This window comes from Brevibacillus sp. TJ4 (assembly GCF_044627595.2).
GTDB lineage: Bacteria > Bacillota > Bacilli > Brevibacillales > Brevibacillaceae > Brevibacillus.
Window position 1 is genome coordinate 4,041,544 of record NZ_CP185865.1, and the last position, 12,563, is coordinate 4,054,106.

The 12,563-nt window shown below is 55.0% G+C and carries 10 protein-coding genes; 1 reads left to right on the forward strand and 9 read right to left on the reverse strand.

The window, feature by feature from the left end; genetic code table 11:
- Window positions 1–16: 16 nt before the first annotated feature.
- From hutU to ACAF76_RS19860, 9 genes are all read right to left on the reverse strand, one after another.
- The gene (gene hutU / locus ACAF76_RS19820; protein WP_400164570.1) at window positions 17–1,687 is read right to left on the reverse strand and encodes a urocanate hydratase; all 1,671 of its coding nucleotides are present in this window, start codon (window positions 1,685–1,687) and stop codon (window positions 17–19) included.
- Window positions 1,688–1,849: 162 nt separating this feature from the next.
- Window positions 1,850–3,340 (reverse strand): helix-turn-helix domain-containing protein, encoded by a 1,491-nt coding sequence (locus tag ACAF76_RS19825; protein ID WP_400164571.1) that lies wholly within the window; start codon window positions 3,338–3,340, stop codon window positions 1,850–1,852.
- 75 nt (window positions 3,341–3,415) lie between these two features.
- On the reverse strand, window positions 3,416–3,871 hold the full coding sequence (locus ACAF76_RS19830) for a GNAT family N-acetyltransferase (protein ID WP_400164572.1): 456 nt from the start codon (window positions 3,869–3,871) through the stop codon (window positions 3,416–3,418).
- Window positions 3,872–4,111: 240 nt separating this feature from the next.
- Window positions 4,112–4,327 (reverse strand): heavy-metal-associated domain-containing protein, encoded by a 216-nt coding sequence (locus ACAF76_RS19835; RefSeq protein ID WP_251255540.1) that lies wholly within the window; start codon window positions 4,325–4,327, stop codon window positions 4,112–4,114.
- A 12-nt stretch (window positions 4,328–4,339) separates the two neighbouring features.
- The gene (locus ACAF76_RS19840; RefSeq protein WP_251255539.1) at window positions 4,340–4,837 is read right to left on the reverse strand and encodes a DUF1641 domain-containing protein; all 498 of its coding nucleotides are present in this window, start codon (window positions 4,835–4,837) and stop codon (window positions 4,340–4,342) included.
- A complete protein-coding gene (gene fdhF, locus ACAF76_RS19845) occupies window positions 4,818–7,802 on the reverse strand; it encodes a formate dehydrogenase subunit alpha (RefSeq protein WP_400164573.1) in 2,985 nt (994 codons plus the stop codon). The genes ACAF76_RS19840 and fdhF overlap by 20 nt, the downstream gene beginning before the upstream one ends.
- A complete protein-coding gene (locus ACAF76_RS19850; RefSeq protein ID WP_400164574.1) occupies window positions 7,803–8,615 on the reverse strand; it encodes a formate/nitrite transporter family protein in 813 nt (270 codons plus the stop codon).
- 166 nt (window positions 8,616–8,781) lie between these two features.
- Window positions 8,782–10,080, reverse strand: a complete 1,299-nt coding sequence (locus ACAF76_RS19855; RefSeq protein WP_421617299.1) for a DUF4179 domain-containing protein — start codon at window positions 10,078–10,080, stop codon at window positions 8,782–8,784.
- Window positions 10,064–10,612 (reverse strand): sigma-70 family RNA polymerase sigma factor, encoded by a 549-nt coding sequence (locus tag ACAF76_RS19860; protein ID WP_400164576.1) that lies wholly within the window; start codon window positions 10,610–10,612, stop codon window positions 10,064–10,066. The genes ACAF76_RS19855 and ACAF76_RS19860 overlap by 17 nt, the downstream gene beginning before the upstream one ends.
- A gap of 236 nt (window positions 10,613–10,848) precedes the next feature.
- On the opposite strand from ACAF76_RS19860, the gene ACAF76_RS19865 reads away from it, so the two are divergent.
- The gene (locus ACAF76_RS19865; protein ID WP_400164577.1) at window positions 10,849–12,534 is read left to right on the forward strand and encodes a YndJ family protein; all 1,686 of its coding nucleotides are present in this window, start codon (window positions 10,849–10,851) and stop codon (window positions 12,532–12,534) included.
- The last annotated feature ends 29 nt before the right edge of the window (window positions 12,535–12,563 follow it).

Consider the following 12,563-nt stretch of genomic DNA (forward strand, 5'->3'; position numbering starts at 1 on the left):
AGCGTCCCTCCTTTTCTTATCCTTGCAGCATCGGGATGTGTACACCTTTTTCTTTCGCTGTCTTCACGGCGAGCTCGTACCCTGCGTCTGCATGGCGTACGACGCCCATGCCAGGGTCTGTCGTGAGTACGCGTTCGAGGCGTTTTTCCGCTTCCTTGCTGCCATCCGCGACAATGACCATGCCAGCGTGGAGGGAGTAGCCCATGCCGACGCCGCCGCCGTGATGGACGGAAACCCAGCTCGCTCCGCCGACTGCGTTGATCATAGCGTTCAGGATCGGCCAGTCAGATACCGCATCGCTGCCGTCCTTCATCGCTTCTGTCTCGCGGTTTGGCGACGCCACAGAGCCGGAGTCGAGGTGATCGCGGCCGATGACGATCGGTGCTTTCAATTCGCCTTTCGCTACCATGTCGTTGATGATTTTGCCAAAACGGGCGCGCTCGCCGTAGCCCAGCCAGCAGATCCGCGCGGGAAGACCCTGGAACTGGATGCGTTCCTGCGCCATGCGAATCCAGTTGCACAGATGCGTGTTGTAGCTGAACTCCCGCAAAATCACTTCGTCTGTTTTGTAGATGTCTTCCGGATCTCCCGACAAAGCCACCCAGCGGAACGGTCCTTTTCCTTCACAAAACTGCGGACGGATGTACGCCGGTACGAAGCCCGGGAAGTTGAACGCGTTTTCCACGCCCTCGTCTTTTGCCACCTGGCGGATGTTGTTGCCGTAGTCAAACGTCACCGCACCGCGCTCTTGCATGTCGAGCATGGCCCGTACGTGCTCGGCGATGCTCGCCTTGGACTTGGCTACGTAGGTTTGCGGATCGTTTTTGCGCAGCTCTGCCGCTTCCTCGAGGCTCAGGCCGACCGGGATGTATCCGTTCAGCGGATCGTGGGAAGAAGTCTGATCCGTCAGGACATCCGGGATGAAGTCGCGGCGCAGCATCTCCTGCAATACTTCCGGCGCATTGCCCAACAGTCCGATGGAGATGCCTTTTTTGTCGCGCTTTGCATCGAGCGCCATCTGGATTGCTTCGTCCAGGCTTTCCGTCATCACGTCGAGATAGCGCGTTTCCAGTCGGCGTTGGATACGGGAGCGATCCACCTCGATATTGATGCTCACGCCGCCGTTCAGGGAAACTGCGAGCGGCTGCGCCCCGCCCATGCCGCCGAGTCCGGCCGTGACGGTAATCGTTCCCGCCAGTGTACCCTCAAAATGCTGGCGCGCCAGCTCTGCAAAGGTTTCGTACGTGCCTTGCACGATTCCCTGGCTGCCGATGTAAATCCAGCTTCCCGCTGTCATTTGTCCGTACATCATCAAGCCTTTTTTGTCCAGCTCGTGGAAGTGGTCCCAGTTGGCCCACGCCGGTACCAGATTGGAGTTGGCGATGAGCACGCGCGGCGCGTCCGTGTGCGACTTGAACACCGCAACCGGCTTGCCGGATTGAATCAGCAGCGTTTCGTCGCTCTCCAGGTTTTTCAGCGTCTGTACGATCGCCTCGAAGCATTCCCAGTTGCGTGCCGCTTTGCCGATTCCGCCGTATACTACCAGCTTTTCGGAATATTCTGCTACATCCGGATGCAGGTTGTTGAGCAGCATGCGCAGGGCTGCTTCCTGCACCCATCCTTTGGTATGAAGGGTCGTTCCTGAATATTGGGTGATCAGTTGTTGAATGGATTGTGTCGCTGTCATAGCGTTCACCTACTTTTCTGAATATTCTTCTTGTAGGTTTATTATAAAAAAACAGCCGCTGGCGATAACAGGCGGCTGTTTTTCGAATTTTCCTCATTATTTACGCTTGAAAGGGCAATCATTTTATCATTGCGAGCAGAAACCTATCATTTTTTTCGCTAGTTATCCTTTTTTACGATTTCGAAATGAACGAGTGGTTGTACCCGTTTTTTCTTTAAAAACCTTACTAAAGTAATTGACGTTCACAAAACCGGTTTTCTCCGCGATCTCCTGCACCGTCCATTTCGTTTCCAGCAGCAGCCGCTGGGCTTCCTTCATCCGGATCGTCGTCAGCAGTTGCCGAAACGTGGTACCGTGCTTCTTGGAAAGCAGCGAGCTGAAATACGCCGGACTGCGGTCGACGTGACGCGCCACATCCTCCAGCCGCAGCTCGGGGTTGCGAAAATGCTCTTCCATGTAGCGGATCGCCTGCTCGATCACGTCGGTGCGGGCATTTTCCTGCTGGTGGTTGGCGGCTTCCAGGACTTCGTACAGAAACAGCAGAAACTCCTGGACGATCCGATACAGAATCGGCGTGTACAAGATTTTCTCGAAAATGTGGTGGTAGCGTTCCTCCAGGCTGCCATGATCGAGGTAGTACGATTTCATAAAGCGGCGCACCTGCGCGAGAATACTGCTCAATCGCGTTCGCAGCAGCCCCGGCTCCGGGTACGGCTCCTCCATGTTGAGAAACTCCTGGTACATCCACTGCTTGATCTTTTCGCGATCTCCGTCGTTGAGCATGTCGATCCAGGCGCGCTGTTCGGCAGGCGTCAAAAACGGGTCGATCATCACCCACTGCACTTTATCCTCGATCGCCGAGATTTGCCGATAGCCTTTGAAAAAACGAATTTCCAGCGCTTGCCGGGCGTACAGATACTTCTCCTGCAAAGAGAGCGACGGGTCCGGTGAATCGTATACGACCAATGACACAGGCTCGATATGCGACGCCTCCCACTCGGCGAGAAGCTGTTTGCCGACCTGCCTCAGCCGCTGTACAGGCTCCTCGCCGCTGTAGGAAAAAACGCATACGATCATGTCGCTGAGCGGCAGCAGCACCGGCGGCTCCGAAAATGGAAAGTCCTCCAGAAAGGACAAGAGCAGCGTTTGCTTTTTCGGATTTTCCAGTTGCAGCAACAACAGTTGGTAGCGCCCCCCGGCCGTTTCCTGGGGCAGAAACAGGGAACGATACGACACTCCGGCCGGATTCGGTTCTGCTGCCTGCTCCGTCCCCAGTCTGCTCTGCGCCACGGTGCGACAGCATTGGGTCAGCACCCGCCGGATATGGTCGGGGGATTGCGGCTTGATCCACACATCGGCTGCGTGCAGCTCAATTCCTTGCATGGCTCGCTCAAAGGTGGCTTCCGCAGTCATCACGATGACGATCGGTCGGTACTGCCTGACTGCCTGCTTGAAACGATCCCATGCTTCCTTCGTAATCATGTCCAGCTCGATGCAGATGACATCGGGAAAATGGTTGTCGATAGTCTGGATCAGTTCCGAAAACGTACCGGTCGACATGACGCGGTCAAACGGAATGGCATAGGAGGAAACCAGCCAGCCGATACCGGTTCGTTCGTTCGGGTCGCGATCTGCGATCAACAGAGTTGTCATCGGTGTTCTCCCTCCCTGCAAGACGAATGGCGTGCGGTCAGCGCCAATTGTCGGCTTGTCCGTTTCGGCGGAATCTTACAATTCCTTTGTCATAAACACACTGTTCGGATCTTCCCTGTAATTTGCAAAGGGTCGGCATGATTGAAATCCAAAACTTTCGTACAATTTCCGCGCCGGCTCAAACGCTTCCATCGATCCTGTCTCCAGGCTGACACGCCGATAGCCTCGGCGTCCCGCTTCCTCCAGAATATGCGTCAGCAGTCTCCTGGCCACGCCTTTTCCCCGGTGCTTTTCAACCGTACGCATGGATTTGATCTCTCCATGGGAATCATCCAGTTCCTTCAACGCCCCGCAGCCCAGCAATTCATCGTCTGCCCAAGCGCTCCAGAATGTCACATCAGGCTGTTTCAAGCCATCTACATCGAGGGCATGGGTACTTTCCGGAGGCGACAGCTCGGCCATGTTGTTCAAATGTTCGCGAATCAATTCCCTTATTCTCGGACCACTCAGGTCATCTTGCCTGATTTCCATGGTTACTCTCCTTTGCACGCTTTGTATTCATTCTTCACGACGCCCAGCCGTTCTTTGATTCAATCATAACCAAAAGACCTAATGCTGTCGAATGGGAACAACAGTAGGTCTTTTGGAGATCGTTCACACGCCTTTATTGGTGGGTCAAGTCCTGCATGCACTGCTCACAGATGCCCAAAAGCAGCTCATCTTCCTCGTGTTCGTCCCATTCTTCTTCCACCCCGCAAATTTCGCATACTTTCATGGTCTCGCCTCCACCTGAAAGCCTCCGTCGATAATCGCCTGCTCAAAATCCCGGATCGACGCGGCCTTTTCATCAAATAAGACCTGCACCTCTCCGCGAGCTGTATCGACATGAACCTGTCTGACGCCCCACACGTCGCGAATGATCGACTGCACCCGCTTTGCAGCGTCCTGATCGGTCATGCCCTGGATGTGAATGGTTTTGTTTTGCATACATACACCTCGCTAATGAACGTGAGGGGATTCTTTTTGGAATGCTTCCCCCATCCCTTTTGCCAGACCGAGCATCGTCGCCATCGATGCGCGCACAGCAGGATCGCGCATGATTTTCATCATTTCCCACAGGGTCGGAGCGTGACCTTCTGCGGTTGCTTTGGTCGAGGACTCAAGCCCTTGTGCGACCCCATGTAGCAGCCTTTGTACATGCTCAGGATGGATATTGCCGAGCGCTTGCGTGGCTGTGATGACGTTTTTGACGGTGTTGTGCATCTTTGGTTGGTTGAACTGCTGGACCGCGATCGCGCCCACCTCATGGCTGCGCTCCAGCAGGCTTTTGACAGCAGCCAAAATGCCCAGCCGATGCAGATGATGAAGGATGTCCAGCGTATCCAAAACAGCCTCCCGATTGTCGGCCAACGCTTTGATCATCGCAGTTACGGCTTCTGTCTGCCTTTCCTCCGGCGTCGGTTCTGTCCGTTCGAAGTCACGGATGGGCTTGGCCATCGGTTTGCCCTCCTTTGAAAAGTTCTGCGACAGGCACAAAGTCGGGGCGGTTCCACTTTTCTTCTACCTTGACCCCGATCTGCGGCTGGCGGTTTCCAAACCGGTGATTGACTCTGGGGAGCGGCGGTTCCCCTGTCGCCTCGACCACTTCCAGCTTCACGCCCATCTCCTTGTAGTTCGGCGTATGGGTGTATTTGTCGTGGTAGCTGCTCGTCAGGCGGTTGACAGCTTGATGCGCATCCTGCGCGTTCATCGTCAGATAAATTTCATTGCCGGTGACGTTGTCTGTGACCAGCGCCCTGACCTCCACTTCCCCGTACGGCGAGGTCAGACGGACGAGCGCACCGTCTTCGACCCCTCGTTCGGCTGCGAGCTGTGGCGAGATCTCCACCCATGGATTGGGCACCTTGTGAGTAATGCCCTCCGAACGATACGTCATGTTTCCTTCGTGGAAATGCTCGAGCAGGCGACCGTTATTCAAGTGAACGTCGTATTCCGCGCCCGCCTCGAACGGTCGTGTCCAGTCGACCGGATACAGCCTCGCCTTGCCATCGGGAAAAGCAAAACGCTCGGTGTACAGCAGCGGTGTGCTCGTGCCATCTGGGGCTACCGGCCAGACCTGGCTGTTCCATGCCTCCAGCCGTTCATACGAGACACCGGCGAAGATCGGAGCGAGACTCGCTGCTTCTGCCATGATCTCGCCCGGATGCTGATAGTTCCAGTTCGCCCCCAAACGGTTGGCGATCTCCTGGAAGATTTCCCAGTCCGGCTTCGACTCGCCGAGCGGCTCAAACACTTTGTAGAATCGTTGAATACGCCGTTCGGTGTTGGTAAACGTCCCGTCCTTTTCCAGACTCGGCGCTGCGGGCAGCACGACATCGGCATAGTGTGCGGTCCTGGAGAAAAAGATGTCCTGCACCACGAAAAACTCCAGCTCCTCGAAGGCCGACTCGACAAAATTGGAGTTGGAATCGACGAGCGCCATCTCTTCGCCGAACAAGTACATGGCCTTGATTTTTCCCTTTTTGATCCCTTCTACCATCTGGTGGTTGTTGTAGCCAGGCTTCTTCGGCAGTGTGACGCCCCACGCCTTTTCATAGCGCGCCCGCACTTCATCGCTCTCGATCGGTTCGTAGCCCGGCAACCAGGCAGGCATCGTGCCGAAGTCGCAAGCCCCCTGCACATTGTTATGGCCGCGCAGCGGATAGGCGCCTGTTCCCGGACGACCGTAGTTGCCAGTGATGAGCAGCAGGTTGGAAATGGCGGTGCTCGTATCGGTTCCCCCGATATGCTGCGTGACGCCCATCGCCCAGCAGACACACAGCGATTTCGCCTCATGGATCATGGCTGCGAGGCGGATGATCTCATCTCGCGGCACACCGGTCATTTCTTCCGCATAGTCCAGCGTGAACTTCTCCAGCGACTGGACGTATTCTTCATAGCGATTGACGCGCTGCTCGATAAAGGCGGTATCGTGCCAGTTTTGATCGATGATGTACTTGGTGATCGCGGAAAGCAGGATCAAATCGGTACCCGGCTTCGGATGCAGGTACAGGTCAGCCCGCTCTGCCAGCTCGTGTTTGCGCAGATCGATCACCGCCAGCTTCTGTCCGTTGAGCTTGTGCGCCCGTTTGATCCGTGTCGCCAGCACCGGATGCGATTCGGCCGGATTCGCCCCGATGATCAGGACCATATCCGTGGTCTTCAAGTCTTCAATCGTGCCCGAATCTCCGCCGATGCCGACCGTACGCATCAGGCCCATGGTCGCCGGGGACTGGCAATAGCGCGAGCAGTTGTCGACATTGTTGGTCCCGAACACGGCGCGCGCGAGCTTTTGGAAAAGGAAGTTTTCCTCGTTCGAACACTTGGATGAAGCGATGAAGCCGATCGAGTCTGGTCCGTGTGCGTTTTTCATTTCCAACAGCCTGGAGGCGACCAGTTGCAGGGCCTCTTCCCACGACGCTTCCACAAATTTGCCGTCTTTGCGGATCAACGGCCTGGTCAGCCGCTCCTCGTGATTGACGAAATCCCAGCCAAACTTCCCTTTGACACAGGTCGAGATGCTGTTTACCGGAGCTTCGACTTGCGGCTCCACTTTGAGAATGTGGCGGTCCTTGGTCCAAATCTCGAAGCTGCAACCGACGCCGCAGTAGGTGCAGACCGTCTTCGTCCGTTTGATTCTGGCGCGCCGCATCGCCGCTTCCATCTCGGAGATGGCAAAGATCTCCTTGTAGCCGGGTTCGACCTCCTTCGTAATGTCGATCATCGGCTCCAGTACGTCCTTGGGAATTCCCGTCAGGAAGCCGGCTTCGCCGAGCATCGTTTTCTCCATCAAGGCATTGCACGGACAGACGGTCACACAATGCCCGCAGGATACGCACGACGACTCGTCAATCGGCACGTCATTGTCCCAGATCACACGCGGCACTTCCCTGTTCCAGTCGATGGTCAATGTCTCGTTGACCTGCAAATCCTGACAGGCTTCCACACAGCGTCCGCACAGTATGCACTGGTCCGGCTCATACCGGTAAAACGGATGCGAATTGTCCGGCGGATACGGCTTTGGCTGGAATTGATAGCGTTGGTGCTCGATCTCCAGTATCTCTGCGGTGTTGTGTACCACACAGTTGCCGTTGTTGTTGTCGCACACGGTGCAGTACAGCTCGTGGTTTTTCAGGATGCGGCTCATCGCTTCGTACTGTGCGTCGCGCACCCATTGCGAGCGCGTATCGACCCGCATCCCTTCCTGGACGGGCGTATTGCATGCCCGCACCAACTCTCCGTTGACCCCGACATGGCACGTATCGCATGACTGGATTGCCCCTAGAGCAGAGTGGTAACAGATGCTGGGGATCACCTGCTGATTTGCGCCTGCGGCATTCAGGATCGTCTGTCCTGGCTCGGCTGTACATTCCGTATCGTTTATGTAAAACGTCACAGTCGCTTTTTCATTTTGTGTCTGCACCTATTTGACCCCCTTTCGTAGTGAGACGAGGCTTGCCTTCTGATTTGTCCCTCTGATGTAGGCCATCCAGTACAGCAATGCGACGAACACCGCACCACCTGCGGCATTGCCCAGGAATACGGGAACAAAATTGGCGAACCAATCCGCCCAGCTGGCATGTCCGGCAAAAATCGCCGCCGGAATGACAAACATGTTGGCTACGACGTGCTGAAATCCGATCGCCACGAATGCCATGATCGGAAACCAGATCGCCAAAATTTTCCCGGCAATGTCGTCAGCCGCATAGGAAAGCCATACGGCTAGCGTAACCAGCCAGTTGCAGCCGATACCGGACAAGAAGGCCTGCAGGAAATTGTCGTGCAGCTTGCCATCGGCAATCGCCAGTGTCTTTGCCAAATAAGGCCCTTCCGCGACCAGGCCGACGACATGACCAAAAAAGTAAGCGACAAAGACAGCGCCGACAAAATTGCTGACGGTGATCCAAAACCAGTTGGACAACAGCCTCCCCACGGATAGTTTCCCTGCCAGTACCGCCAATGTGACGGACATCATGTTGCCGGTCAAAAGCTCTCCGCCCGCGATGATGACGAGCATGAGACCTACCGGGAAAACAGCCGCGCCCAGCAGGTTGATGAAGCTGCCCCATTCATGGGGAACATCTGCGACTACGCGAATGTCGAGCAAGAATCCCAGCGCAATAAACGCCCCCGCCAAAAACCCGAGAATCAGCATCGTCAGCAGGGGAAGAGTGGCCTTGCGCGCTCCTGCCTCAATACTTAGTTCAGCTACCCGTTTTGGTGTATGGTACGCCATGTTGTCCCCTCCACTAATCAACTGTAGTGTTAGTGTTATCCAGAACGGCAAGAAGTATAAAAACCGTATTGCGGTCGCGCTCGCAGCATCCAGCGTCAAAAGAAAAAGCCTGCTCGCATCGTATGGCGAACAGGCTTTGGGAATCGCCGCGATCAGCGGCAGTAGTTCAATCGAGCGGTATTTCGATTTTGATGTCATACGGTTTCATGTAGTGCACGCCTTCGATTATCATGGACTGCGGTTCCTCCGCGGCATCAAAGAGCAAGGTGCGTTCTTTCTTTATTCGCCCGTCCTCCTCCTTGATGTACTCCTGCCCGACTGTCGTACGCAGCGGAATGACTGCGGATTTTGTTTGGATCGACACGCCATCGAGCATGACATCCTCATCCGTTACAATCGTGATTCCCGCTTCCTGCGAAGACACAGACACCTTTTTCACCCGGAGCTCCTTGCCGCCGAGCATGACCGGCTTGTCGTCCAAGGCGTCCAGCGCAATGGTTTTCTCAAGTGTTTGGTAGCCGACAAACTCTTTGACGACGAGTTCGAGCGACTCCAGATGCGGCGGCAGTGCGTCATAGCGAATATCGAAGTTATACCCGCGAAGCGAAGACGAGCTTCCGCTGCCGAGCCACGGCACAGCGGTTCCGTTCGCCAACAATTCGATGCCGCCCAGCGGAACACTTACCCGGTCATGGTTTTCGACATTCATGCTCCCCTCAATCACGGTCATGGTCGGCGACGCCGTAATGCTTCTGAACGTAATCGTCCCCTTGTCCACTTCCACCTGCTTGTTAATCGTCTGTTTAAACTGCGCTTGCATCGCCTTGTTGGGATTGTACGGAAACGAGATGGTTGATTCGACCATTTGTCCATCCTGGAGCTGTTGCCAAAAGTGCAGCGTCAATGTTTTCGCAAACGGACTGACGGGATCAAACGACATCGATCCTTTGATCTCGGTCTGGTCGTCACTGATGATCGCCGTGCCGCCACCTGCAAAGGAGTCCGTGAAAAGACCGGTAATGCGGGAAGGTCGAAAGGTATCGATGGTCACCATATCGTCCAGCCCATCCGGATTGGTCAAGGTATAGTACATCACCAATTGATTCGCATCCGCCATGATCCCGTTGATGACGAGTCTGGTCCCATTCCGCAAATCCATTTCCTTTTCGACGATTTGACCCATTCCTTGATCGTTCAACTCCTGCAAGGTGCCGGTGATCACTTCGTCAAACCCGAGCAGCTTTTTCCCGTAAAAAGCGAAGGCGTTGTAATGATAGCCGATGATCGTAACCGAGCAAAACAGGGCTACCGCAGCCAGCTTCCAGGCTGGTGTCAGACGTTTTCTCCTCTTTGCCGGGGCCGCTTGCAGGGCGGTCCGCAGCCTTGCCTCCAGCTCGTCTGGCGCTGTGATCGAATCCAGCTGTTGTTTCGCCTTTGCCAACCGTTTTTCAATGTCGTGCATCATCGTCACCTCCATACTGGTCTCGAAGTTTTTGCAATCCCTGGTGAATCCTTGATTTCACGGTCCCGAGCGAAACATTCGTAATATCCGCGATCGTCTGGTAATCCAGATCGAGGAAATAGCGCAACTGGATCGCCTCTCTTTGCTGCGGGTTGAGATGAAGCAGCAGCTTTTGCAGGTCGATTTGCTGTTCGCTGCTGACATAAGGGTTGTCGGCCAAAAATCGTTGACTGCTGCCGCCGTCCCCACTCCACTCTTCGACGAGCACGAGCTTTTTTTGCTTTCGCAGCAAGGCTTTGCACTTGTTGACGAGGATCGTGTTGCTCCAGCTGTAGAACAACGCTTCGTCTTTTAGCTGATCGATTTTGTCATAGACGATGACGATCATTTCCTCCAGCGCATCGAGGGCATCATGCTGGTTTCCCATATAGGCAAAAGCGATTTTATAATAGCGATCTTTTTCCGCCATGATGAGCTGCAATAGCGCCTCTTTGTCTCCCCTTTTTGCTCGTTTGACCAGTTGTTTTGCATTCATGCCTTCACCTCTCTCGTCTGTAAGAGTCGCGGGGGTGCCAAAAAGTTCATTTTTTCTGTTCCCGATACAGAAAAAGCCAGTCCCAGCACGAAAATCAAGTGCCTGACCGACTTTCCGTAATGAGCAGCTTGCAAATGTATGGTTCCCGTTCTGTATTCCTGATACGATACAAAGAGAATCGTGCGTCCTGTTCGTGATGATTGATCGATTTTACTGCCGTTCGGAGGGAATCCATCGTGGCCAATCGCCGAAACCAAATTATCCATTCGTACGTTCCAACCGGGCTTTTGATATGGCTTCTTCTCTGGTTGGTTCCCCATTATGACCAAACGGAGCGGATCATTTTGTTCGCCGCCTTCGTGGTCGTGCCGTTGACGTTGTACCGCGTGTTTGAATCGGCTGCGCATACGCCGGACTACATTTTGAACCTCCTCATCTGGCTGATGCCGATTGGGGCTCTTACTTTGGCAGTATCTTTTGTTTTGCCGCCGGGAGCGGCAGCCGGATTGCTTTCCATTCCGTGGGCTATGGTCACTCTCGCAATCGCTGCATTTGGCGCCCTGCTTTTCCTGAAAAAATCCGCAAATCTGGCGACAGTCTCCAGGGCGATCGGCTTTCTGTACATCAGTATAGCCGGAATCTGGCTGGTTGCACATCAATTCGGCGTGCCCCTGCTCGGCTTTGACGGGCTGATCATGCTGCTTACGGTCAATCATTTTCACTACGCCGGCTTTGTCGCGCCGGTATTGATCGGGTTTTTGTACGACAGCCAAGAAAAAAAGACCCTGCCCGGTCTGACCGTGCTGCTCGGCGGGATTGCTCCGATCCTCATCGCGCTCGGCATGACGTATTCCCCGATGATGGAATGGCTGTCTGTCCTCGTCTTCACAGCGTCCCTGCTCCTCTACAGCATACTTGTGTTTCTGTATGTGATCCCGGCAGCGACGCGCTGGACAAAGGGCTTTCACCTGCTCTCAAGCGGAGCTATCTGGGTGACGATGGCGCTTGCTGTCGCGTACGGGTTCGGCGAGTGGATCGGTCAGCCGACCGTACCGATCTCCACGATGATTACATTCCACGGCTGGGGCAATGCCGTGCTGTTTTGCTTTTTCGGGGTGCTGGCATGGCACGCGACCTTGATGGACAAGGAGACGGCGAGAATTCCGTTTAGCCATATTCAGGGCAGCGGGAAAATCGGCTCTGACATCTTTGCGAAGCTGGCTGTCCTCGACCCGACGCCGCAAAAAGTGCCGACGGGGCTCGTCGACGACATGCGCGAGTACCAGAGAGACAGCTTCGACCCTGCGCGGCTCGACCAGGATATCATCGATTTTTACGAGCAAACCGGCGACTACGAGCTGTATTTGACGCCCAACTGGAGCAGGCCGTTCCGACTTCCGGCGAAAATCTACAAACAGATCAGCCAGCGACTGGAACAGATGAACTTCCCCTTGGAAGCGGAGACGAGCGACTTGCAGGTGAAAAGCGTCATCCTCCCCATCCGGGACGAAAAGGACGGCCGCCCCGATGTACGAGCCTGGGTGCGGACGTACACAGCATCGAAGCAGGCGATTTACGCCGCCTTGTATTCCACGCATGTGTCAGCAGGCACACGCTATATGAACATCGCGTTCCCGCTTCCGTACTCGCAGATGACCAGCATTTTGCATCTGCGGCATGGAGCGGACAATACGCTCGTATTGACCTCCTGGCTACAGGAAGGCAATTCGGGCGATCAAGGCGTGTACCTCGTCATCGATCAGAAAGCGATCCGCCTCCCGATCAATGAAACGATCACGGTATGGAAGGACCCGGCAGCGCCACAAGGGAGCATCGAGGCGCTCCACGAGATGTGGCTGTTCGGGATGAAATTTTTGACACTGGAGTATCACATCTTCAGAAAAACGCACAGCGCTGACTGATCGTGGCGCTTTAAGGGGCAAATGGGCAG

Bases quoted from the DNA above. Each gene is read 5' to 3' on its own strand.
- hutU (WP_400164570.1), bottom strand. From the start codon at position 1,687: ATGACAGCGACACAATCCATTCAACAACTGATCACCCAATATTCAGGA.
- ACAF76_RS19825 (WP_400164571.1), bottom strand. From the start codon at position 3,340: ATGACAACTCTGTTGATCGCAGATCGCGACCCGAACGAACGAACCGGT.
- ACAF76_RS19830 (WP_400164572.1), bottom strand. From the start codon at position 3,871: ATGGAAATCAGGCAAGATGACCTGAGTGGTCCGAGAATAAGGGAATTG.
- ACAF76_RS19835 (WP_251255540.1), bottom strand. From the start codon at position 4,327: ATGCAAAACAAAACCATTCACATCCAGGGCATGACCGATCAGGACGCT.
- ACAF76_RS19840 (WP_251255539.1), bottom strand. From the start codon at position 4,837: ATGGCCAAGCCCATCCGTGACTTCGAACGGACAGAACCGACGCCGGAG.
- ACAF76_RS19850 (WP_400164574.1), bottom strand. From the start codon at position 8,615: ATGGCGTACCATACACCAAAACGGGTAGCTGAACTAAGTATTGAGGCA.
- ACAF76_RS19855 (WP_421617299.1), bottom strand. From the start codon at position 10,080: ATGATGCACGACATTGAAAAACGGTTGGCAAAGGCGAAACAACAGCTG.
- ACAF76_RS19860 (WP_400164576.1), bottom strand. From the start codon at position 10,612: ATGAATGCAAAACAACTGGTCAAACGAGCAAAAAGGGGAGACAAAGAG.